The sequence below is a fragment of the Micromonospora phaseoli genome (genome assembly GCF_900109115.1).
Taxonomy (GTDB): Bacteria; Actinomycetota; Actinomycetes; order Mycobacteriales; family Micromonosporaceae; genus Micromonospora; species Micromonospora phaseoli.
Genome location: NZ_FNYV01000002.1, coordinates 332978 through 355779 on the forward strand (window position 1 = coordinate 332978; position 22802 = coordinate 355779).

Below are 22802 nucleotides of genomic sequence, written 5' to 3' on the forward strand. Positions count from 1 at the left end.
GATGCTCTGCTAAATCAGTTTAGCGACCGTTTCTCCCCCAGCTCACCAGAGCGGGTCCGCCAGCGACGCCGGTCGGCAGCCGGGCCAAACGGACGCGTCCAACAAGGAGGGCCGATGAAACTGCGCAGGACGCTTGTCTCCGTCGCCGCAGTGCTGCTGCTCGCCACGTCCGGCACGGCCGCCTACGCCGCGACCAGGGACCACGGCGGTACCGGTGGCACGGGTGGCATCCGCAGCGTCACACCGATCACCACGGTCTACACATACGGCCAGAAGGTGTCGGCGGTCGCGATCGAGTACGGGGCCACGGTCAACCCCCACCAGCTCGACAACTCGACGTTCTCGGTCTCCGACACCAGTTACAACTTCCGCTTCAATCCCATCGAGGACCTGCCCAAGCTGACCGACCGTAAGATCACCCACACGTACACCAACAGCTCCGCCACCACCCGCGCCGACCGCCGCTCCGTCCCCGGTCGGTACGTCATCGTCGAGCTGGACCCGGACCAGAACGCCGGTTGGACGGTCATCGTCTCCAAGTGCCCGACCTTCCTGTGCACCGTCAAGGTGAACACCGATCTGCCGACCCGGGTCACCCAACGCAAGGACGTGCACGCCCAGCCGGGCAAGGGCAAGGGCAAGGGCAAGGGCAAGGGCCCGGTGCTGGCCAAGGCCACGCCGAAGACCTCGCGTGGCGTCACCGAGCCGCCGGTGAACCTGCTGGTCGACGAGTTCCGCTACGGCTCGTACCTCAACGGCGGCATGGTGCTGCCGTACCACTACCACCTGCCGAAGAACTACCAGCCCGGCAAGAAGTACCCGCTGATGGTCGTCCTGCCCGGGCACGGCATGGGCTGGGACGGCGACAACACCGGAGTGCAGATCGCCGCCGACATCCCGGCGACTGCCTGGCTGCAGCCGAACGTGACCGGCAGCCGGGAGGACGTCATCGTGCTCGCCCCGCAGAACCAGCGGGTGGGGGACGTGGCGGAGGCGGATCTGCTGGTCAAGCTGATCGACCAGTTCAGCAAGGACCACGCGGTGGACACCGACCGGGTGTACGCGACCACCGTCTCGTACGGCTCCCGCCTGCTGTGGGAGGCGTTCGCCAAGCGTCCCGGCCTGTTCGCCGGTGGTCTGGTGACCGGTGGTTTCCAGGTCAGCGCCGCCCAGGCGACGGCCATCGCCGCCGCCGAGATCCCGCTCTGGATCACCCACGGCGTCAACGACCACCTGCTCAACATCTCGCTGGCCCGCAACACGCACACGGCGCTGCGCTCGGCGTACGAGGCGCGGGGCAAGACGCCCGAGCAGATCGCCGACCTGCTGCGCTACACCGAGTACGGCAACGACGCCTTCACGCTGCCGGACTACCACGCCGCCTACGGCCCGACCTACGCCGACCAGGGCATCCTGCGCTGGCTGCTGACCCAGGACAGGGGGTGACGGGCCGGCGGGCCGGAACGTCCTGACACACCGGACGGGCTTCCCGGCCGCGATACTCGACTTCGCGGCCGGGAAGCCCGCCGGTGTCCGCGCCGCAGCACCGAACGCCCGGCGGGTCACCCGATGATGATTCGACGACGCGGCACCAGGGTCAGTCGCGGGCCTTGATCACCTCGTAGAGCGCCGTCCAGTCGCTGGTGCCGTGGCCGGCAGCGATGGCGCGGTCGTAGTGCGACTTGACCGCTCTGGGTAGCTCGACGTCGATGCCCGCCTGCTCGCTGGCCCGCAGGATGTGGTCGGCCGTAGCGCCCATCATCAGCGTGGTGCTGAGATCACCCGGGTGCTCACCCGCCTCCAACTGGCGGGCGGTCTGCTCGGCCCCCCGCTCGCCGATCAACGCCGGGATGCCGGTGAGGAAGGTCAGCGCGCCGGGCAGGAACGTCGAAGCCGGGACACCCGCCGAGGTGACAAGTGCCGTGGCATGGAGCAGGCTCGACAGCGTCGTGAGGAACACGTCCAGGTGCGCCTGGTAGAAGAGCTGCGCCAGCCCTGGGTCAGCGCCGAGGTAGTTCGGCTCACCGATCAGCCTCAGCATGGGCTCGTACGCGTCGAACACCTCCTCTGGTCCGCTGTAGAAGACGTACGCGTCCGGGGTGCCGACCACGGGAGCGGGCACCATCACCCCGCCGGTCAGGAAGCCGGCCCCGTGTTCGGCCGCCCAGGCCGAGGCCGTGCGGGTGACCTCGGGGGTGTCGGAGCTGAGGTTGACGACGACCTTGCCGGCCAGCACATCCCGGGCCGTTGGGGCGAGGACGTCGTACATCGCCTGGTAGTCCGTGAGGCTGAGAATGATCACCTCACTCGCGGCGACGGCGGCCAGCGGGGTGGGCGCGAGCGTGGCGCCCGCGGCCACGAGGTCCTCGGCGCGGCTCGGCGTACGGTTCCACACCGTGACGGGATGCCCGGCCCTGGTCAGCGTCGCAGCCATCGCGCGGCCCATCGGGCCGAGGCCGATCACCGTCACCGGGCTGAGGTCGGCTCTGGCGGTCATCGGGTGCTCCTCATCTCCTCGAAGATCCGGTCGGTGCCCGCCGTGCCGTGCCCGGCCGCGACCTGCCGGTGGACGAGGTCCCGTACCGGACGCAGCACCTCGACGCTCACCCCCTGGTCGATGCTCGCCTGCACGATCGTGTCGAGAGCGACCTGGGTGAACTCCAGGCTCTGTTGGCCCTCGCCCGCGTAGTTCCGGGCGTCGATGGCCGCCGCGGTGCCGGCGAGCGAGCCGGTCATGGCGGCGAGGAACGGCGCTGCCCGGGTGGCGAACTCCGTCGCGGGCACGCCTGCCGAGCCGACCATCGCCGCGCCGTGGGTGAAGCCGGCGAACATCGTGTACATGCCGGAGAGGATCGCCAGGTCGTAGAGCGAGGCCAGGCCGGCGTCGATCCCGAGGTAGCTGCTCTCGCCCCACAGCTCGAGCAGGGTCCGGTGCTTCTCGAAGGCCGGGGCCGAGCCACTGTAGAGCAACGTGGATCCTGGGCCACCGATCATCGCCGGGACGGCCATGACCGCGCCGTCGAGGTAGTCGATGCCGTGCACGCCGGCCCAGGTGGCGAGGTCGCGCGCCTGGTTCGGCGTGGTGGTCGTGAGATTGACGAGAGTACGACCGGACAGTCGCGCGGCGACCGGATCGAGCACGCCACGCACCGATCGGTGGTCCAGCAGGCACGCGACGATCACGCCGTCGCCTGCGACGGCCTCCTCGACGCTGCCGGCAACGACAGCACCGCGCTCGCCGAGACGCTGTGCCCGATGTGGCGTGCGGTTCCAGACGACGATGGGTCTGTCGGCGTCGACCGCTGCCATCGCGAGCGCACCGCCCATTGCGCCCAGTCCAAGGAACGTGGTCCTGGTCATCACATCTTCCTCTGCTCCGTCTGATGGTTGTCGCTGGCGCGCCGCTCGCCATGCTCCGCCCACACCTACCCCAGGACAAGTACCTACTAATTTGTTCAATACTCACCTCGTGGTAAGTATTGAGCGTGACCACGTCCTCGGGAGGTTCGATGGCAACAGGTGCGAGACGCGGGCCCTACATCTGTGGCATCGACGCCGCTATGGACGTGGTCTCCGGAAAATGGAAGTCGCTCATCCTGTGGGAGCTGGCCAACTACGGCACGCGCCGCTTCGGCGAGCTGCGGCGGGGCCTGCCCGGCGTCAGCGAGAAGATGCTCATCCAGCACCTGCGCGAGATGGAGGAGGACGGGTTGGTCCACCGCGAGGTGTACCGCGAAGTCCCGCCGCGCGTGGAGTACTCCCTCACCGAGCACGGCACGTCGCTCAACGAAGCCCTCCGCTCGCTGGGCACCTGGGGAACCGCCCGTTGCGAGCGCCTCGCCGCCGAGGAATCGCTGGTGTCGTAGCCCTGGACGGCGACTCCGGTCTACCGGGTGGTGCTGCCCCGGCACGCGGATCGCCGGGCCAGCCACGGCCGGCGCGTGGGGTTCAGCAGCAGGTGAGCAGGTACGACCGCAGGTCGTCCAGGACGCTCAGGACGCCGTCGCGGTCGGCGCGGTAGAGCACGATCTTGCCTTCCCGGCGGGAGTCGAGGATGCCGCCGCGTCGCAGCAGCGCCAGCTGCTCAGATGCCGTCGACTGGCCGATGCCGGCGCGCTCGGCGACCTCGCTGACCGACAGCTCCGCACCCTGGGCGAACAGCAGCATGATGCGCTGCCGGGACGAGCTGGCCAGGGCCTTCAGGAAGTCGTGAGTCCGCTCTGAGAGTTCCACCGGCCCTGGGCTCTCAGGGCCGCGCGCGCCGGTCAGCGACGCGGCCACCTCCTGGCTGTTTGTCGGTTCTCCCATGCCACCAACTCTAAGACCACATCATATCGTCATTTCGCGAATTGACGATATGATTTCCGAATGAGTGACGAATCTCGACCTGTGGTCGTCATCGGCGGCGGCCAGTCCGGCCTTGCCGCCGCGCGCGCGGTACGACAGACGGGCCTGCGCCCCCTGGTGCTCGAAGCCGGGCCACGGGCCGCCGGCTCCTGGCCCGACTACTACGACAGCCTGACCCTGTTCTCGCCCGCCCGTTACAGCGGCATGCCGGGTATGCCGTTCCCCGGCGACCCCGACCACTACCCGGGCCGGGACGACGTTGCGGCCTATCTCGAGAGTTACGCAGCCAGCCTGGACGTGGAGATCAGGACGGGCAGCCGGGTCGAGGCGGTGGAGCGGGCCGAGAACGCCGGGTTCGTCGTGCGTACCGCCGACGGCGGGAGCATCGAGGCCGGCGCGGTGGTGGCCGCCAGCGGCTCGTTCGGCAACCCGGTCCAGCCCACTCTGCCCGGGCGGGAGGACTTCTCCGGTGAGGTGCTGCACGTGGCGGCCTACCGTGGCCCGAAGCCCTACGCCGGCAAACGGGTCGTGGTGGTCGGCGGCGGGAACTCCGCGGTCCAGGTGGGCCACGAGTTGGCCGAGGTCGCAACGGTACGTCTGGCCACCCGGCAACCGGTCTGGTTCGTTCCGCAGGTGCACGGCGGTCACGACCTGCACCACTGGCTTGAGGTCACCGGGTTCGACGCGTTGCCACCGGCATGGCTGGCCCGGTTCGTCGACCGGACGCTGGTGCTGGACACCGGCAGCTACCAGGAGGCGATCACCTCCGGTCGGCTCACGCGGCGGCGGATGTTCACCGCGTTCACACCCGACGGTGTGCGGTGGCCGGACGGGACCCCGGAGCAGGCCGACGTGGTGATCTTCGCAACCGGGTACCGGCCCCACCTGGAGTACCTCCGACCGCTCGGCGCCCTGGACGCGGCCGGCGCTCCCCGGCACGCCGGGGGCGTCTCGGTCACCCACCCCGGACTGGTCTACGTGGGGCTGGAATTCCAACGCTCGTTCGCCTCCAACACCCTGCGTGGCGCGGCCCACGACGCCGCGTACGTGGCGTCGCCGTTGGCCGCGTACGTCCGTGGTGCCGCCGGCCTCCTCAGCGCCTGACGGTGCCCCGCCAGCGGTTGTGCGGTTTCCACCAGGCGGGTGTTTGAGTGGTCCCTGGCGGCCGGGCCCCGGCCCGGCCGCCAGGGACTCATCACGCCGGAAGGAAAGGCTTCGATGCCTGAGGGATCGGACGTGCCGGCCGGCACCGCCCTGAAGTTTTCCGCCGGGCGCGGGGCCGAACCGGGTACGGTCGTCGACCGACCGCGCCCTCGTGGGGTGCTCGGCGCCTTCTGCGTCACGGAGATCACCAGTTGGGGTGTGCTCTACTACGCCTTCCCGGTCCTGGCACCGGCGATCCAGGCCGACACCGGGTGGTCGGCGTCGATCACCGCCGCCGCGTTCTCTGCGGCCCTGGTCGTCGCAGCGGTTGCCGGCATTCCGATGGGGCGGGTCCTGGATCGACGCGGGCCTCGCGCAGCGATGACTGCCGGGTCGGTGCTGGCGAGCCTCGCCACGGTGGGGGTGGCCGCCGCGCCGAATCTCGCCTGGTTCACCGTGGCCTGGCTGCTGGTCGGGGTGGCCATGTCGGCGGTGCTCTACCAGCCGGCGTTCGTGGCCCTGACCCGCTGGTACGGGGGTCGTCACGTCTCCGCCCTGACGACCGTCACCCTGGTGGCCGGGCTCGCCAGCACTGTGTTCGCCCCATTGACCGCCGTCCTGTCGACCCATCTGAGCTGGCGGGGCGTCTACCTGGTCCTGGCGGTGATCCTGGCCGTGGTCACCATTCCCCTGCACGCCCTGGCCCTGCGGCGTCCCTGGCCGGCCGCGCCGCCCGCGCCGCCGACCGGTCACCACGCCGGCCATGCCCGCTCGGTGATCCGCAGCCGCCCCTTCCTTCTGCTGGTGGCTGCGTTGACCACCGCGTCGCTGGCCATGTTTGCCACCATGATCGGTCTCGTTCCCCTGCTCACCGAGCGGGGTGCCACCGCCACCGCCGCCGCCTGGGCACTGGGCCTCGGCGGCGTCGGGCAGGTCGTCGGGCGTCTCGGGTACGGAATTCTGGTACGCGCGACGAGCGTCCGTACCCGCACGGTCTGGATCCTCGGCGTCGCCGCCGTGACCACCATCGCGCTGGCGGTGGTGCCTGGACCGGTGTGGCTGCTGGTTGTCATCGCCGTCGTCGCGGGTACCGCCCGAGGGATTGCCACCCTGCTCCAGGCCACCGCGATCAGTGACCGGTGGGGAACGACCGCCTACGGCACCCTGTCGGGGATCCTCGCCGCCCCGGTGACCGCCGCTTCCGCCCTCGCCCCGTGGGCCGGCGCCGCGCTGGCCGGCCCACTGGGCGGATACCCGCAGACCTTCGCTGCCCTGGGCGTCGTCGCCGTGCTGGCCATCGTCCTGGCCGCGGGGAGCGTCCCGGGCCCTTCGAGCCAGCCGGCGACTCGGGCACCGTCGACTGTGCGTTCGCCGTCAGCCGTCAGGCCAGGCACTCCCGGACGGCGGCGGCGAGGCGGTTGGCGCGCTCGTCGTCCACGCCGCCCATCTGGTTGACCACGTAGCCGAAGCCGACCTGGTGGGTGTCGTCGGCGAAAGCCAGGTGTCCGCCCGCACCGTCGTGACCGAAGCTGCGTTCACCGACCATCGGCCGCGGCACCGAGTGCACGAGGAATCCGGTGCCCCAGCGGTGACCGGCATCCGGGTCCCCGTACACCTGTTGGCCGGCGGCGCGGACGGTGACCGCGTCGTCGACGGACGCGGTGCTGAGCAGCCGTGCTCCGTCGACCTCGGAGACGCACGCGGCGTAGAGGCGGGCCAGGCTCTCGGCGGTGCTGACCGCGCCCGCGCCGGGGATCTCGGCGGCCTGGATGGCCGGGTCGTTGAAGCTGACCAGGCCGTTGTCGTCGGCGGGGAAGGCGAAGGCGCCGCCCATGGTGATCCCGCGTTCGGCGACCGGGTGGCCGGCCGGACCAGGCTCGCCGATCGGCGCCAGCATCCAGGCGACCGCGTCGCGCTCGGCGGCCGGCAGACCGATCCAGGTACGCAGGCCGAGCGGCTCGCCGATGGTACGGGCGAAGTACGCACCGGGCGTCTCACCGGTGATCCGCCGGATAACCTCGCCGATCAGCCAGCCGTAGGTGATCGGGTGGTAGCTGTGCGCCGTGCCCGGCTGCCACAGTGGAGTCTGAGCCTCGATCGCCTTGATCACCGGATCCCACGCGAGCACCTCCTCGCGGGTGAACGGCTTGTCCAGCGCGGGCAGGCCGGACTGGTGGGTGAGCAGCCAGCGGACCGGGATCTCCGCCTTGCCGTGCTGGCCGAACTCGGGCCAGTAGCGGGTGACCGGGGCGTCCAGGTCGAGCCGCCCCTGCTGCACCAGCTGGTACGCGCAGATCGCCATGATCCCCTTGGTGACGGAGAAGACGACCGCGGGCGAGTCGGCGGTCCAGGGCCGACCCGACCGGGGATCGGCCAGCCCGCCGTACAGGTCGACGACCTTGCGACCGGCCACGTAGACGGCGACTGCGGCGCCCGCCTCACCCCGGCGGGCGAAGTTGTCACGGAACACGTCGGCGACCCGGCCGAAGCCTTCGTCGGTGTCTCCGTGGATCTGGGTGTCGGTCAACTCGTCATCCCTTCACGGACCCTTGGAGCAGGGCCTTGATGAACTGTCGCTGGAAGATCAGGAACACGATGAGGGTCGGGGTGAGGATGAGCAACGAGCCGGCACAGAGCAGCACCAGGTCGGTCCCCCACTGACCCTGGAAGGCACCGAGCGCGCCGGCCATCGTCCGTTTGGTCGCGTCGTCCACGAGGACGATGGCGAGCAGGAACTGGTTCCAGGTCCAGAGGAACAGCAGGATGGTCAGCGAGGCGATGGCCGGCCGGGCGAGCGGCACGTGCACCCGCCAGAACAGCTGCCAGGTGTTGCTGCCGTCGACCCGCGCCGCCTCGGACAGCTCCCGGGGCACGTTGATGAAGTGGGCACGCATCCAGAAGACCGCGAACGGCATGTAGAGGCCGATCAGCGGCAGCACGATCGCCCACCGGGTGTTGAGCAGCCCCAGGTCCCGCATCTGGTAGTAGAGCGGGGTGACCACCGCCTCGAAGGGCAGGGTGAGGCCGAGCAGCAGCAGCCCGAAGGCGAGGTGGCCGCCGGGCACCCGCAGGTGACCGAGGCCGAAGCCGGCCATGGTCGCGATGAGCACGCCGACCGGCACCACCCCGGCCACGATCAGGGCGCTCGACTTCAGCAGGGCGCCCATGTTCGCCGCGGTGAAGGCGTCGGCGAAGTTGCCCCACTGTGGATCGGTGGGCCAGGCCAGTCCGGTGGGTACGGTGCCGCGCGGTTGCAGGGCCGCCGACAGCATGCTGAGGAACGGCAGCAGGGTGACCACGACCAGCGCGATCAGGAAGATGCGTCCGGTCAGCCGTTCACTGCGGGTGGTCAGGTTCATTACTTCTCCCCCCGGGTCAGCCGCTGGATCGGCAGCACGCACACCAGCACCAGCACCATCAGCACCACGGCCAACGCCGAGGCGAGTCCGACCTGGCGCTGCGAGAAGGCGAGCCGGTAGATCTCCAGTCCGGGCACGGTGGTCTGGAGTCCCGGGCCACCGCTGGTCGAGATGTAGACGATGTCGAAGCTGGCCAGCGCCGCGATGATGGTCACCGTCAGGCAGATCCCGATCTCCTGGCGCAGGCTGGGCAGGGTCACCGCGAAGAATTCACGCACCGGGCCGGCGCCGTCGATGCGGGCGGCCTCGTAGAGCGAGGGGTCGATCTTGCTCATCCCGGTGATCAGCAGGATCGTGCAGAGGCCGAGCATCACCCAGGTGCCGATGACACCGACCGCCGGCAGCGCGGTGTCGAACTCGCCCAGCCAGGCCCGGGTGACACCGTCCAGACCGACCGCCCGCAGCGCCTGGTTGACCAGGCCATTGGTGGAAAACACCCAGCTCCAGGCGATGCCGGCCGCGACGAGCGGGATCACCTGGGGCAGGAACAGCACCGTGCGGACCATCGTGCCGGCGGGGCCGGTGGTGATCCGCCGGACCAGGCTGGCCACCAGCAGACCGAGGATGACGGGGATGAAGCTGAAGAAGATGATCAAGATGAACGCGTTCGAGATGATCTTCAGTAGGTCCCGGTCGGTGAAGACCGTGAGGTAGTTCTCCAGCCCGGCCCAGCGCGCCGCGCCGATGCCGTTCCAGTGGTACATCGAGTACTGCACGGTGAGCACGAGCGGACGCAGCACGAAGACGGCGTACATGATCAGGGCGGGCAGCACCCAGAGCCACCCGGTCCACCGGACCGTGCGGCCCCACCGCTTCCGGTGGGGCCGCACGGGTGACCGGGTGTCCCCCCGGCCGGACCGGAACGCGGTGTCCGGCCCGGCCGGGACGCTGCCAGAGGCAGACGTCATCGGGACAGTTCCTTCTCGTACTCGGCCTGGACCGCCTTCACGTACCCCTCGGGGGTCTGCTGGCCGGCGATCAGCTTCTGCATCTCCGGCGTGATGGCCGCGGCGAAGATGCCGCCGGTCGCGTTCGCGGTGAAGTCGACGGCGCCGTTGTCGGCGCCCAGCTGCTGCGAGGCCTTGAGGGTCTCGGCCAGCACCGTGCCCTCGGAGACGGGCGGCAGCGCCAGGTCGGCCGGCCCACCGGGGTGCGAGCCGCCGACGGTCACCGAGATCTCGCGGGCCTTGTCGTTGGTGTGCAGCCAGTGGAGGAAGTACGCGGCGGCGTCCGGGTTCTTCGCCTTGGCGCCGACGCCGAAGGTGTTCGGCGCGGACATCGCCACCCGCTTGGCGTCGGGGGTCTCACCCGGGAAGAGGAAGAACCCGACCTCACCGGCCATGTTCTTGTCCAGGTTCCCCGACTCCCAGTCGCCGTTGAACATGAACAGGCCGTTGCCCTGCTGGAACTCGCCCATCATCGCGGTGTAGTCGATGGCGTTCGCGTCCTTCGGGAAGTAGCCGGACTCGGCCCACTTCTGGATGGTCTGGGTGGCCTTGAGCGCGGCGGGCGTGTCGAAGGTCGCGCCCGGCTTCTGGAAGATCCAGTCGGCGATCGGGGTCGGGTCGCCGTACTGGTTCTGCAGCGCCTGGTGCGGGAAGTTGATCCCGGCGGTGTTCTTGTTGAACTGCATGATCGGCTGCAGGCCGGCGGTCTTGGCCTTGGCCAGCAGCTCCTCGAACTCGGCGATGGTGGCCGGCGGCTGGGCCATGCCGACCTGCTCGGCCTGCTTCTTGTTGTAGAAGACGCCGGTCACGCTGTAGCCCAGCCCCATGCCGTAGAGCGATCCGCTGCCGCGCACCGCGCCACCGTCGGCGAGGCGCAGCTGGACCAGGGACGAGGCGGGGAACTTGTCCCAGCCGTACGCGTCGAAGTACGGGTCCAGGTTCTTCAGCAGCCCGTCCTTGACCAGGTCGACCATGGTGGGCAGCCGGATGACGTCGGGCGCGTTGTCCGAGGCGAGCACCCGGGGCGCGTTCTCCGTGATCACGGTGAACTGGTCCTCGCGGATGTTGAACGTGACGTTCGGGTGCTGCTTGGTGAACTCGTCCGCCAGCGCCTTGGCCAACGGGAAGCCGGTCTCGGCGTACATTTCCAGGGTGATCGGGTCGCTGCCGAGTTCCGTGCTGACCGTCGCGTCCGAGTCGTCCGGCGAGGTCTGCTCCGAGCCCGGTGCGCTACAAGCGGTGATGGTCATACCGACGGCCAGTAGTGGCACCAGCAGTGCCAACCGGCGTCGGGTGAATCTGGTCGAGAACTCCGACACCTCATGCTCCTTGACTCGTCCGCGCGCCTCGCCGGTCGACGGCCTCGCTCGTGGCGACCACCACGAGCCTCGACCCTCGGCCGCCACGTGTCCCATGTCGCGCGCCCAACCCCGGCTCGCGGCCCGCGGTAACCAATATGACGTCGGAGGACGCGTCAGCGTCCACCGCAGAGGCGAAACAGCGCCGCTAAACTGATTTAGCAGAGCATGCGCGCGTTGCCGGGGGCTGTCAAGGACGAGTTCGCAACGGTCTGGAAACAGACGGTTCACCGACCCGCGCACCCGGCACGGAACACCGCCGATGACCGGGAACGTGGCTCGACGCAGAATGGTGGGACAACGGCGGCGTCCGACGTACCGCCGTGATCGGAGGACTCATGGGCCGCGACAGAGCGACACTGGCCGACGTGGCACGACGGGCGGGCCTTTCCAAGACCGCCGCGTCGATGGTGCTCAACGGGCGTGAGGGCACCCGGCTCTCCGCCGAGGCGCACCAGCGGGTCTTCGCGGCGGCGGAGGAGCTGGGTTACCGGCCCAACGTGGCCGCGCGCAGCCTGCGTACCCGCAAGACCGCGACCATCGCCTTCGTCTCCGACATCGTCGCCACCACCCGCTTCGCCGGCGGCCTCATCCGGGGCGCGCTGGACGCATCTCGCGAGCGCGACCACGTCCTGTTGATCACCGAGACGCAGGGCGACGCGGCATTCGAGCAGTACGCCATCGAGGCGATCCTCGACCGCCAGGTCGACGGGGTGATCTACGCGGCCATGGCGACCCGCCGCCTGGCGGTGCCGCCGGCCATCCTCGGCGGCCCGGTGGTGCTGCTCAACGCGACCAGTCCGGAGCAGTTGCCGTGCGTGCTGCCGGACGACGAGCGGGCCGGCGCCATGGTGGCCGAGACCTTGCTCGCTCAGGGGCACCGGGACCGGATCGCGCTGATCGGCCGAAACCGGCAGAAGGAGCGCGATCCGGAGATCTCGCTGGCCGCCGAGGCTCGGCTACGGGGCATCCGGGACACCCTCACCGCGGCCGGCGTCTCGCTCTGCGCCGAGGTCTTCAGCCCGGAGTGGCTCTCGGAGCACGGTTACGCCGCCATGCGTACGCTCCTCGACCGACCGACCCGCCCCAGCGCGGTGATCTGCATGAACGACCGGCTCGCCTTCGGCGCCTACCAGGCGCTCGGCGAGGCCGGCCTGACCATTCCCGGCGACATCTCCGTGCTCTCGTTCGACGACGACCCGATCGCCGGCTGGCTGCGGCCGGGGCTCTCCACCGCCGCGCTGCCGCACGAGCAGATGGGGCGCCGGGCGGTGGAGATCCTGCTCGACGGCGAGGGCAAGGGCCCGTGGCTGGTGCCGATGCCACTGCGTCGCCGTCGGTCCGTAGCCGCTCCCGCCGACTGAGCCCCGGTCGGCCGGCGGGCCGCACAGTCCGTCACCCGACGTCGCCGCTAAACCGATTCACTGGTACGTTTCCGGCCATGCTACGACTGCCCGACCACTGGGTGTGGGACAGCTGGTACGCCCAGGACGACGACGGACTCCGGCACGCCTTCTTCCTGCGCGCGTCCCGGGCCCTGCTCGACCCGCACCGACGCCACCGGCGCGCCTCGATCGGTCACGCCGTCTCCACCGACCTGCGCAACTGGCGACTGCTCCCCGACGCGCTCGTACCCGCGGACGCGCCGGCCTGGGACGACCTGGCCACCTGGACCGGCTGCACGGTCCGTGGCCCGGACCGGCGGTGGTACCTGTTCTACACCGGGGTCGACCGGGCGCACGACGGGCTGGTCCAGCGCATCGGGCTCGCCGTCTCCGACGATATGGTCAGCTGGCACCGGCACGGCGACGGTCCACTCGTGCAGGCCGACCCCACCTGGTACGAGCTGCTCGATCGCGAGATGTGGTACGAGCAGGCCTGGCGCGACCCGTGGGTCTTCCCCGATCCCGACGGTCACGGCTGGCACATGCTGATCACCGCCCGGGTCAACCACGGAGCCGCCGACGCGCGTGGCGTCCTCGGCCACGCGACCTCTCCCGACCTGCTGAACTGGACCGTCGGGCCGCCGCTGTCCGCACCGGCCGGATTCGGACACCTCGAGGTGCCGCAGGTCGCCGTCGTCGACGGCCAACCGCTGCTGCTGTTCTGCACCAACGCCGTCGCCGCCGGCCGGGAGTCCGGGCAGCGGCTCTGGGTGACGACCGCGCCGAGCCTCCAGGGCCCGTGGGACGTGGCGTCCGCCCGGCCGGTGGCGCAACCGCACCTGTACGCGCCACGCCTGGTCCCCGACGCCGACGGCTGGTCCCTCATCGGCTTCGTCGAGCACGCCGACGGCGAGTTCGTCGGTGAACTCAGCGACCCGGTTCCGGTCCGCTACGACCCCACCGCCGGCCTCATCCCCGACATCCAGTCGTGATCAAGAAGTTTGCGTCAGATTCGCTCCGCCGGCCGACGCAAACTTCTTGGTCAACGAGACCGGTGCGCTCTGGGCGGGCGTGGTCGAGGTGGTGGTGGGACTCTCCGGGGCCAGCCGGATCCGTACCTCGTCGCCGACCTCGGTGCCGAGGGCGAGGAGTTCGTTGCGGGTGAGGGTCACGGTCACGGCCTGCCCGTCGTCCGTGATGACCCCCACCCGGCTCTCGAAGCCGACCCGGGTGACCCGGGTGACCCGACCGGGTACCCCGGCGCGGTCGCCGGCACCGGTGGAGAGCTGTAGGTCGTGCGGGCGCACCAACTGGTCGCCGAGCTGGGTGACCGGGCCGAGGAACCGCATGACGAACTCGTTGGCCGGGCGGTCGTACAGGTCGTCGGGTGACCCGATCTGCTCCACCCGCCCTTCGTTGATCACCACGATCTCGTCGGCGACCTCAAGGGCCTCCTCCTGGTCGTGGGTGACGAAGACGGTGGTGACGTGCACCTCGTCGTGCAGCCGACGCAGCCAGTCCCGCAGCTCCTTGCGGACCTTGGCGTCGAGGGCACCGAACGGCTCGTCGAGCAGCAGCACCGTCGGCTCCACGGCCAGCGCTCGGGCGAGCGCCATCCGCTGACGCTGCCCACCGGAGAGCTGCGCGGGCAGCCGGTCGCCGAACTGTTCCAGGTGGACCAGCGCGAGCAGTTCGTCGACCCGACGCCGGATGTCGTCCTTGGACCGCTTGCGGATCTCCAGCCCGAAGGCCACGTTGCGCCGGACCGAGAGGTGTTTGAACGCCGCGTAGTGCTGGAACACGAAACCGACGTTGCGCTTCTGCGGCGGCAGGCCGGTCGCGTCCACCCCCTCGATCTCGACCCGCCCGGTGTCGGCGCGCTCCAGTCCCGCGATGATCCGCAGCAGCGTGGACTTGCCCCCGCCGGACGGGCCGAGCAACGCCGTGAGCCGGCCGGACGGGATGTTCACCGACACGTCGTCCAGCGCGACGAAGTCTCCGAACCGCTTGCCGACGTTGGAAATCTCGATGCTCAACGCTCTTCCTTCGGCCTGAGAACGGATACGACGATGATGCAGGCCACCGCGACGAGGGCGAGGAGGAAGGCGGTGGCGTACGCCCCGCCCTTGTCGAAGTTCAGGTACTTCTCCTCGACCACGAGGGTGGCCGTACGGGTGTCACCGAGCACGTTGCCGGAGACGACCTTGACGGCGCCGAACTCGCCGAGCGAGCGGGCGAGGCTGAGCACGACCCCGTAGACCACGCCCCATTTGATGGACGGCAGCGTGATTCGACGGAACGTCTGCCACGCGTTGGCGCCCAGGCTGCGGGCGGCCTGCTCCTGCTCGTCGCCGACCTCCTGCAGGACCGGCACGACTTCCCGGACGACCAGCGGCAGCGCCACGAAGACGGTCGCCATCACCATGCCCGGCACCGCGAAGATGATCTGGAATCCCGCGGCTTCCAGGCTCGGACCGAACCAACCGTCGCGCCCGCCGTAGACCAGGATCAGCGCGAGCCCGACGACGATCGGCGAGACCGACAACGGCATGTCGAGCAGGGCGTTGAGCGCCCGCTTGCCGGGGAAGTCGTAGCGGACCAGCAGGATCGAGATGCCGACACCGAACACGGTGTTGATGACGACGGCGACCACCGCGATGACCACGGTGAGTTGCAGCGCGTGGGTCACGTCGGGGTCCGTGAGGATGTCCTGGAAACTGGCGGACCCCCCGGCGAAGGCGTTACGGCCGACCAGATACAACGGCCAGGCCACCAGGAAGAACAGGTACGCCGTGACCACGGTCCGCAGGACGTAGCGGCCAGGGCGGTGACCGACCGGGGTACGGGCGGCAGTGAGGCGGTCAGCCACGGCGCATCACCCTCCGCTGCAGGACGTCGAGCACGACGATGACGGCCAGCGAGATGGCCAGCAGCACCACCGCGACCGCCGCCGCGCTGTCCGGGTTGTCGTTCTCGATGCTGCTGAGGATGCGCACCGACGCCACCTCGGTACGCATCGGCAGGTTGCCGGAGAGCAGCACCAGTGAGCCGTACTCGCCGACCGCGCGGGCGAAGGAGAGGGCCGCGCCGGCGGCGATGGCCGGCGTGAGGCTGGGCAGGATGATCCGTCGGAACGTACTGAATCGGCTGGCGCCCAGCGATGCCGCCGCCTCCTCGGCCTCCTGGTCCAGTTCGGCCAGCACCGGCTGCACGGTCCGCACGATGAACGGCAACGTCACGAAGAGGAAGGCGAGGAACACCGCGATCCTGGTGTTGGCGATGTTGACGCCGAGCGGGCTGTCCGGCCCGTACAGCGACAGCAGCACCAGGCCGGCGACGATCGTCGGCAGCGCGAACGGCACGTCGATGAGGACCTCGAGCGCCCGCTTGCCGAAGAAGCGGTCGCGCACCAGCACCCAGGCGATCAGGGTACCCATCACGATGTTGACCAGCGTGACGAGCAGCGCGGTACCCACGGTCAGCCGGATGGTGGCGGCGGTCTGTTCGTTCGTGACCGTCCGCCAGAACCCGTCCCAGCCGCCCTCGGAGGCGGTCACCACGACGGCGGCGAGCGGGATCAGCACCAGCAGGCTGAACCACACCATCGCCACGCCGAGGCCCAGGCCGGAGACCCGGGTCAGCGGGCGGCCGGCCCGGACCGGCCGGCGGTTGCCCGCCGGCAGGTCCGGAACCAGGGTCGTCGTGGTCACGTAGCCTTCCCGGAGGCCGCGATGACCTTGCTGACGATGCCGTCGCTCTCGTCGAAGAACTTCTCCGACAGCGCCGACCAGCTCTCGAAGTCGTTGTCCACTGTGAGCAGCTTCTGCGGTGCGGGGAACGGGTTGCTCGGGTCGACCGCGCCCTCGATGCCGCTGGTGTCGACGCCGTCGATGATCGGCCGGAAGCCGGTGCGCGCGAACTGGCGCTGCCCCTGCGGGCCGAGGACGAAGTCGAGCCACTCCTTCGCCTTCGGGTCCGCGTCCTTGAGGATCGCGCCCGGGTTCTGAATCAGGATGGTGGTGGCCGGCAGGACCCAGTCCAGCTTCTCGCCGTTCTGCCGAGCCAGGATCGTCTCGTTCTCGTAGGCCAGCAGGACGTCGCCGGTGCCGCCGAGGAAGGTGGTGGTGGCGTCCCGGCCGCTGTTGGGCAGCGACACCACGTTGGCGAAGAGCCTGGTCAGGTACTCCTGCGCCTGGGCTTCGGTGCCGCCGTTGGCGGCGATGTGCCCCCACGCGGCGAGGGCGTTCCACCGGGCGGCGCCCGACGAGGCGGGGTTCGGCGTGACGATGCCGATGCCCGGCTTGATCAGGTCGTCCCAGCCCTGGATGTTCTTGGGGTTGCCCTCACGGACGGCGAGGACCACGACCGAGGAGGAGACGATCCCCTTGTTCGGCCCGTCGTCCCAGCTCTCCTCCACGAGCCCGGCCTCGACCAGCCGGGTCACGTCACTGCTCACCGAGAAGTGGACGTAGTCGGCCTTCAGGCCGGAGACCACGGCCCGACTCTGGTCGCCGGAGGCGCCGTACGAGGTCCGGAAGCGAACCCCCTTGCCCGCCTCGGTCTTGTTCCACTCCGCGGCGATGGCCTTGTTTGCCGCCTCGGGTACCGCGAAGCCGACGATGCTCAGCGTGGCGGCGCTGCCCGTCGCGCTGTCACCGCCACCGCAGCCGGTGAGCGCCAGGCCAGTGACCATGGCGAGGGCGATGGCTGCTCTGATCCGGTGCCTCATGTGCGAACCCGTCCTCCTCCAGTGCGCAGCCGCACCTCGTAAAACCAACCAAACAGATAGGTAATTTTGCCTGCTGAACTGCCGTCACAAAACGATGGAGAGTGCGGCCGGAGACCGGGCCTTGATGCCCACACGTACGGAATCAGGCGGCACCGTTGCCAGCCCGGACCCTTGGGCGGCGCATGACACCCCGATCAACACGCCGACCGCGCACCGAATATCCCACTAACTTGACGGGTTTTCAAGACTTGCTGTTTGCAGGGTTTGCCGAGCGAGCGGCGGACGAGGCGTAGCCGCGCCGCCGGGGCACGGTCCGTTGGCCCGACCACGAAATCGCGTTCCGGCCCACCGGTCGCCGGGCCGGTGTGAAGATGGGCGCGTACCGGCTGCGCCGGGGCCCGGTGCCGGTCGATCCGACCCGACAGGTGGAATCATGTCCAACGACAACGGAATCCGTCCCTTCCAGCTCGACACACCGGAAGAGGCGATCGCCGACATGCGTCGCCGGATCGCGGCCACCCGCTGGCCCACGCGAGAGCTGGTCACCGATCGCTCCCAGGGCGTGCAGCTGGCGACGATCCAGGAGCTGGCCCGCTACTGGACGACCGATCACGACTGGCGCGCCTTCGAGGCGCGGCTGAACGCCCTGCCGCAGTACACGACGGAGATCGACGGCGTCGAGATCCACTTCATCCACGTGCGGTCGCGACACGAGGACGCGCTACCGCTGATCATGACGCACGGCTGGCCGGGCTCGGTGGTCGAGCTGCTCGGCGTCGTCGGCCCGCTCACCGACCCGACCGCGCACGGCGGACGGGCCGAGGACGCCTTCCACCTGGTGCTGCCCTCCCTGCCTGGCTACGGCTTCTCGGGCGAGCCGACCGAGCTCGGGTGGGACTCCGCCCGCATGGCACGCGCGTGGGCAGAGCTGATGGACCGCCTCGGCTACCCGCGCTACGTCGCCCAGGGAGGCGACGTGGGCGCCTCCGTCACGGACGCGCTGGGCCGCCAGGCACCCGAGGGGCTGCTCGGCATCCACGTCAATCTGCTCGCCGGGGCGATCGATCTCAAGGACCAACTCCCGGCGGAGTCCGAGCAGGAACGCGCGGCGCACGACGCGCTCGCCACGTTCATGACGGACGGTTTCGGCTACTTCCTGGAGCAGACCACCCGACCGCAGACGGTCGGCTACTCCCTGCTCGATTCACCCGTCGGGCTGGCGGCCTGGATGCTCGACCACGACACGGACAGCTACTACAAGATCTCCCGCGCGTTCGTCGACGGCGAGCCCGTGGGTAGCCTGACCCGGGACACCATCGTCGACAACATCATGCTGTACTGGCTGACCGGCACCGGCACCTCGGCCGCCCGATGGTACTGGGAATTCGGACGGTTCCTGGCCGCAGCTCGTGCCGCTGGCCAGGCTCCTCCGCCGGTCGCGGTTCCGGTCGGCTTCACGACGTTCTCCGGCGAAATCTGGGCAGCCCCACGCAGCTGGGTCGAGACCGTCTACCCCGGCCTCGCGTACTTCAACGAGGTCGACCGCGGCGGCCACTTCCCGGCCTGGGAGGAGCCGGAGCTCTTCTCCGCCGAAATGCGGGCCGCGTTCCGGCCGCTCCGATAACCCTGAGTGCAGGCGGCGGCGCGCCGGATCAGGGTGACCGCATCGCCCGTACCGCCGCCCCGGCGAACAGGCAGGCAGCGCGATGGTCGGGATCGACCTCGGCGAGCACCGGATCGGTCTCGGCGCACTCCGGCCGGGCCTGCGGGCATCGGGTCCGGAACCGGCAGCCGGCCGGCGGGTCGACCGGGCTGGGGATGTCACCACTGAGGATGATCCGGCGGCGCTCCCGCTCGACCTGCGGATCGGCCACCGGCACGGCCGACAGCAGGGCGGCGGTGTACGGATGGGCCGGCTCCCGCCAGATCTGCGCCGGGGTGCCGCTCTCCACTATCCGCCCCAGGTACATCACGGCCATCCGGTCGCTCATGTGCTCGACGGCGGCGAGATCGTGGGCGATGAAAAGGTAGGTCAGTCCCAGGTCCCGTTGCAGGCGGCGGAGCAGGTTCATGATCTGTGCCTGGACGCTGAGGTCGAGCGAGGCGATCGGTTCGTCCAGCACGATCAGGTCGGGCTCGCCGGCCAGCGCACGGGCGATGCCGACCCGCTGCCGCTGGCCGCCGGAGAGTTCGTGCGGGTGCCGGTCGGCGAGGTCGCCGCGCAGCCCGACCATGTCGAGCAACTCCTCGACGCGCCGGCGACGGGCGGCACGACCGTCCGAGAGACGGTGGACGACCAGCGGCTCGGCGATGCTCGCCCCGATGGTGCGCCGTGGGTCGAGAGACGCCTGCGGGTCCTGGAACACCATGGCGACCCGGCGGCGCAGCGCACGCAGCCGCCGCCGGGACCACCGGGTGACGTCCTGCCCCGCCACCCGCACACTGCCCGAGGTGGGGTCGACCAGCCGCAGCAGCGCCAGCCCCGTGGTGGACTTGCCGCTGCCGGACTCGCCGACCAGCCCCAGGGTCTCGCCGCGACGAACCTGCAACGACACCCCGTCCACGGCACGAACCATCCCGGCCGGGCTCGGAAACCACACCGTCAGGTCGTTCAGTTCGGCCACGACCTCGGCCGGCGTTCGCGGCGCGCTCATTGGGCCTCCTCGTCGACGCGCCGCGGATAGAAGGTGCGTACCTGGTGCCCCGCCGACACCGGGACCAGCGGCGGCAGTTCGTGCTCGCACCGGGCGTCCCCGCGTACCGGGCAACGGGGCCAGAAGGCGCAGCCCGGTGGCAGATCCAACGGGTTGGGCGGCGCGCCGGCGATGGTGACCAGGTCGCCGCCGCCGGCCGCCGGGTCCGGCCGGGCCGCCAGCAGAGCCGAGGTGTACGGATGCGACGGCGCACCGAAGACCGCGTCGACCGGCCCCTGTTCGAGGATGCGGCCGGCGTACATGACCGCCACCGTGTCCGCGATGCCGGCGACCACACCGAGGTCGTGCGTGATCCAGACGACCGCCGTACCGAGCCGCCGCTGCAGGTCGGCGACCAGCTCGACGATCTGGGCCTGAGTGGTGACGTCGAGGGCCGTCGTGGGTTCGTCGGCGATCAGCAGGTCAGGCTCGCAGATCAGGGCCATCGCGATCACCACGCGCTGACGCATGCCCCCGGAGAACTGGTGCGGGTAGGCGTCCACCCGCTGCGCGGCGGACGGGATGCCGACGAGGTCGAGCAGTTCCACGGCGCGGGACCGGGCGGCCCGCCGGGTCAGGCCGAGGTGCTCCTCACCCGCCTCGGCGACCTGCCGGCCCACGGTCAACACCGGGTTGAGCGAGGTCATCGGATCCTGGAAGACGAAGCCGACGTGTCGCCCGCGCAGTCGCCGCCGGCGCGCCTCGGGCAGCTCGGTGAGTTCCGTGCCGAGCAGACGCACCCGCCCGGTCACCCGCGCGGAGCGGGGCGCGAGACCTGTGGCGGCGAGCACGCTCATGCTCTTGCCACTGCCCGACTCGCCGACCAGCGCCAGGGTCTCCCCCGGGCGCACCGACCAGTCCACCCCGGCGACCGCCCGCGCCGGCCCTCGCCGCGTGCCGATGGTGACGGTGAGGTCCTCGATCGCCAGCACATGCTCGCTCATGTGGCGCTCCTCCTCGCTTCGCTGACGGTCAGCTGACGGGGATCGAGCACGTCGCGCAGAGCGTCACCGACCAGGTTGAACGCCAGCACGGTCAGGAAGATCGCCGCGCCGGGAAAGAAGCCCAGCCACCACGCCTCGGTGACGAACCCTCGCCCGTCGTACAACATTCGCCCCCACGCGGGCGCCGGCGGTTGCACGCCGAGGCCGAGGAAGGACAGCGCCGCCTCGGAGAGAATGGCGAAGGCCAGCGACAGCGAGGTCTGCACGATCAGCGGTGCCGCGATGTTGGGCAGCACGTGCCGCCGCATGATGCGCAGGTCGGACGCGCCGATGGAGACCGCCGCCCGGACGAAGACCTGCTCCCGGACGGAGAGCACTCCGGCGCGGGTGACCCGGGCGAAGATCGGGGTGTAGACCACTCCGATCGCGACCGTCGCGGTGAGCAGCCCCGGCCCCAGCACCGCCACGATCGCCACCGCGAGCAGCAGGACCGGGAACGCGAAGAGCACGTCCATGCAGCGCATCAGCACGTTGTCGAGCCAGCCACGGTAGTAGCCGGCGAACAGTCCGAGGGTCACCCCCACCGCCAGCGCGATGCCGACGCTGACCAGCCCGACCTGTAGCGAGACCCGAGCCGCGACCATGACCCGGCTGAGCACGTCGCGACCCAACTCGTCGGTGCCGAACGGGTGCGACCAGCTCGGCGGCTGGAGCATCCGGTCGACGTCCACCTCGTTGATCCCCGACGGCGCCAGCCACGAACCGGCCACGCCCACCACGACCAGCAGGGCGAGCACCACGCTGCCGGTCAGTGCCAGCGGATCGTGCCGCAGCGCCGACAGCGCCCGGCGCAGCTGCCCCTCGCTCGTCCGCTCGCTGTGCTCGCTCATTTGACGGTGATCCGGGGGTCGAGGCGGGCATAGAGGATGTCGACCAGCAGGTTGACCAGGAGGAACAGCGCCGCCACCAGCAGCACGGCGCCCTGCAGCACGGGATAGTCACGGGCCTGGACCGCGTCGTAGGTGAGCCGGCCGATGCCGGGCCAGGCGAACAACACCTCGATTACGATCACCCCGCCGAGCAGGCTGGCCAGCTGCACCGCCACCACGGTGACCACCGGGATGAGCGCGTTACGCAGCACGTGCCGCAGCACCACCACCCGGGTACGGAGCCCTTTCGCCTCGGCGGTGCGCACATAGTCCTCGGAGAGCACCTCCAGCATCGACGAACGGATGAACCGGGTGAGGATCGAGGCGGTGACCAGGCCGACCGTGGCCGCCGGCAGCGCCACGTGGGAGGCCCATCCGGCCGGATCCTCGGTGAGCGCGACATAGCCCGACGGTGGCAGCCAGCCGAGCACCCCGGCGAAGAGCAGGATGCCCATGATGCCCATCCAGAAGTCGGGCACCGAGACGCCGACCTGGCTGAAAACCCGGGCCGCATGGTCGATCAGCGAACCGCTGCGGATGGCCGAGACGATCCCCAGCGGGAAGGCGATCAGCACCGCGAAGAGCACTGCGGTGACCGCCAGCGACAGCGTCGCCGGCAGTCGCTCCAGCACGATCGTGGTCACCGGCCGTCCACTGCGGAAGCTGACACCGAGGTCGCCGGTCAGCGCCCGCCCGAGGTAGTTGACGTACTGCACCACGAGGGGTTGGTCCAGCCCCGCCCGGGCCCGCAGCGCCTCGTACGTCTGCGGGTCGAAGCGGGTGCCGAGGGCCACCCGGACGGGGTCACCCGGCACCAGTTGAAGCAGCAGGAACACGACGACGGTCACGCCGAGCAGCACGACGGCCGACTGCAACAGCCGACGGATGACGAAGCGGGCCACCTGTGG

Annotated in this window: 22 protein-coding genes; 7 read left to right on the forward strand and 15 right to left on the reverse strand. The window is 70.2% G+C overall.

All coding sequences use genetic code 11. The features are described 5' to 3' along the window. The first annotated feature begins 114 nt into the window (after nt 1-114). Complete coding sequence (locus tag BMY89_RS06310; protein ID WP_139217912.1) at nt 115-1446, forward strand: hypothetical protein; 1332 nt, start codon at nt 115-117, stop codon at nt 1444-1446. Between the two features lie 151 nt (nt 1447-1597). Here the strand turns inward: BMY89_RS06310 and BMY89_RS06315 are convergent, their stop codons facing one another. Beyond that, entirely contained in the window at nt 1598-2497 is a 900-nt protein-coding gene (locus BMY89_RS06315; protein ID WP_092376383.1) for an NAD(P)-dependent oxidoreductase, read from the reverse strand. Continuing rightward, on the reverse strand, nt 2494-3360 hold the full coding sequence (locus BMY89_RS06320; RefSeq protein ID WP_198413966.1) for an NAD(P)-dependent oxidoreductase: 867 nt from the start codon (nt 3358-3360) through the stop codon (nt 2494-2496). Before BMY89_RS06320 ends, BMY89_RS06315 begins: the two co-directional genes overlap by 4 nt. A 200-nt stretch (nt 3361-3560) precedes the next feature. Here BMY89_RS06320 and BMY89_RS06325 point away from each other — a divergent pair, with 200 nt between their 5' ends. Further along, nucleotides 3561-3866 carry a winged helix-turn-helix transcriptional regulator gene (locus tag BMY89_RS06325; protein ID WP_232521087.1) on the forward strand — a complete coding sequence of 102 codons (306 nt, stop codon included), beginning with the start codon at nt 3561-3563 and terminating at the stop codon, nt 3864-3866. 82 nt (nt 3867-3948) lie between these two features. On the opposite strand, the gene BMY89_RS06330 is transcribed toward BMY89_RS06325, so the two are convergent. After that, nucleotides 3949-4308 (reverse strand): ArsR/SmtB family transcription factor, encoded by a 360-nt coding sequence (locus BMY89_RS06330; protein ID WP_092376392.1) that lies wholly within the window; start codon nt 4306-4308, stop codon nt 3949-3951. 60 nt (nt 4309-4368) lie between these two features. Between BMY89_RS06330 and BMY89_RS06335 the strand changes: the two genes are divergently transcribed. After that, on the forward strand, nt 4369-5451 hold the full coding sequence (locus BMY89_RS06335) for a flavin-containing monooxygenase (RefSeq protein WP_092376394.1): 1083 nt from the start codon (nt 4369-4371) through the stop codon (nt 5449-5451). 114 nt (nt 5452-5565) lie between these two features. After that, on the forward strand, nt 5566-6945 hold the full coding sequence (locus BMY89_RS06340; protein ID WP_092376396.1) for an MFS transporter: 1380 nt from the start codon (nt 5566-5568) through the stop codon (nt 6943-6945). Here BMY89_RS06340 and BMY89_RS06345 read toward each other — a convergent pair. The 4 genes from BMY89_RS06345 to BMY89_RS06360 are packed head-to-tail and all read right to left on the reverse strand — an operon-like array spanning nt 6872 to nt 11175. Continuing rightward, the gene (locus BMY89_RS06345; protein WP_092376400.1) at nt 6872-8017 is read right to left on the reverse strand and encodes a serine hydrolase domain-containing protein; all 1146 of its coding nucleotides are present in this window, start codon (nt 8015-8017) and stop codon (nt 6872-6874) included. The genes BMY89_RS06340 and BMY89_RS06345 overlap by 74 nt on opposite strands. Nucleotides 8018-8021: 4 nt before the next feature. Beyond that, complete coding sequence (locus BMY89_RS06350; RefSeq protein ID WP_092376402.1) at nt 8022-8849, reverse strand: carbohydrate ABC transporter permease; 828 nt, start codon at nt 8847-8849, stop codon at nt 8022-8024. Then, nucleotides 8849-9817 (reverse strand): carbohydrate ABC transporter permease, encoded by a 969-nt coding sequence (locus tag BMY89_RS06355; protein ID WP_092376405.1) that lies wholly within the window; start codon nt 9815-9817, stop codon nt 8849-8851. The genes BMY89_RS06350 and BMY89_RS06355 overlap by 1 nt, the downstream gene beginning before the upstream one ends. Next, the gene (locus tag BMY89_RS06360) at nt 9814-11175 is read right to left on the reverse strand and encodes an ABC transporter substrate-binding protein (protein ID WP_175510314.1); all 1362 of its coding nucleotides are present in this window, start codon (nt 11173-11175) and stop codon (nt 9814-9816) included. Before BMY89_RS06360 ends, BMY89_RS06355 begins: the two co-directional genes overlap by 4 nt. 407 nt (nt 11176-11582) lie before the next feature. Between BMY89_RS06360 and BMY89_RS06365 the strand changes: the two genes are divergently transcribed. Both BMY89_RS06365 and BMY89_RS06370 read left to right on the forward strand, forming a co-directional pair. Further along, on the forward strand, nt 11583-12578 hold the full coding sequence (locus BMY89_RS06365; RefSeq protein WP_232521088.1) for a LacI family DNA-binding transcriptional regulator: 996 nt from the start codon (nt 11583-11585) through the stop codon (nt 12576-12578). 77 nt (nt 12579-12655) lie between these two features. Continuing rightward, nucleotides 12656-13591, forward strand: coding sequence for a glycoside hydrolase family 68 protein (locus BMY89_RS06370; RefSeq protein WP_092376414.1), 936 nt, complete (start codon nt 12656-12658; stop codon nt 13589-13591). Here BMY89_RS06370 and BMY89_RS06375 read toward each other — a convergent pair whose 3' ends face one another. The 4 genes from BMY89_RS06375 to BMY89_RS06390 are packed head-to-tail and all read right to left on the reverse strand — an operon-like array spanning nt 13592 to nt 17328. Beyond that, on the reverse strand, nt 13592-14635 hold the full coding sequence (locus tag BMY89_RS06375) for a sulfate/molybdate ABC transporter ATP-binding protein (protein ID WP_092376417.1): 1044 nt from the start codon (nt 14633-14635) through the stop codon (nt 13592-13594). Next, entirely contained in the window at nt 14632-15468 is an 837-nt protein-coding gene (locus BMY89_RS06380) for a sulfate ABC transporter permease (protein WP_092376420.1), read from the reverse strand. Before BMY89_RS06380 ends, BMY89_RS06375 begins: the two co-directional genes overlap by 4 nt. Continuing rightward, complete coding sequence (gene cysT / locus BMY89_RS06385) at nt 15461-16309, reverse strand: sulfate ABC transporter permease subunit CysT (RefSeq protein WP_092376423.1); 849 nt, start codon at nt 16307-16309, stop codon at nt 15461-15463. Before cysT ends, BMY89_RS06380 begins: the two co-directional genes overlap by 8 nt. Further along, nucleotides 16306-17328, reverse strand: coding sequence for a sulfate ABC transporter substrate-binding protein (locus BMY89_RS06390; protein WP_092376426.1), 1023 nt, complete (start codon nt 17326-17328; stop codon nt 16306-16308). The genes cysT and BMY89_RS06390 overlap by 4 nt, the downstream gene beginning before the upstream one ends. 433 nt (nt 17329-17761) lie before the next feature. Between BMY89_RS06390 and BMY89_RS06395 the strand changes: the two genes are divergently transcribed. Then, a complete protein-coding gene (locus BMY89_RS06395) occupies nt 17762-18952 on the forward strand; it encodes an epoxide hydrolase family protein (protein ID WP_092376429.1) in 1191 nt (396 codons plus the stop codon). Between the two features lie 28 nt (nt 18953-18980). On the opposite strand, the gene BMY89_RS06400 is transcribed toward BMY89_RS06395, so the two are convergent. Genes BMY89_RS06400 through BMY89_RS06415 form a run of 4 tightly spaced genes read right to left on the reverse strand, consistent with a single transcriptional unit; the run spans nt 18981 to nt 22796 of the window. Beyond that, on the reverse strand, nt 18981-19982 hold the full coding sequence (locus BMY89_RS06400) for an ABC transporter ATP-binding protein (RefSeq protein WP_092376432.1): 1002 nt from the start codon (nt 19980-19982) through the stop codon (nt 18981-18983). Continuing rightward, nucleotides 19979-20965, reverse strand: coding sequence for an ABC transporter ATP-binding protein (locus BMY89_RS06405; protein WP_092376435.1), 987 nt, complete (start codon nt 20963-20965; stop codon nt 19979-19981). Before BMY89_RS06405 ends, BMY89_RS06400 begins: the two co-directional genes overlap by 4 nt. Then, on the reverse strand, nt 20962-21855 hold the full coding sequence (locus BMY89_RS06410) for an ABC transporter permease (RefSeq protein WP_092376439.1): 894 nt from the start codon (nt 21853-21855) through the stop codon (nt 20962-20964). Before BMY89_RS06410 ends, BMY89_RS06405 begins: the two co-directional genes overlap by 4 nt. Next, nucleotides 21852-22796 (reverse strand): ABC transporter permease, encoded by a 945-nt coding sequence (locus BMY89_RS06415; protein ID WP_092376442.1) that lies wholly within the window; start codon nt 22794-22796, stop codon nt 21852-21854. The genes BMY89_RS06410 and BMY89_RS06415 overlap by 4 nt, the downstream gene beginning before the upstream one ends. Between the last annotated feature and the right edge of the window lie 6 nt (nt 22797-22802).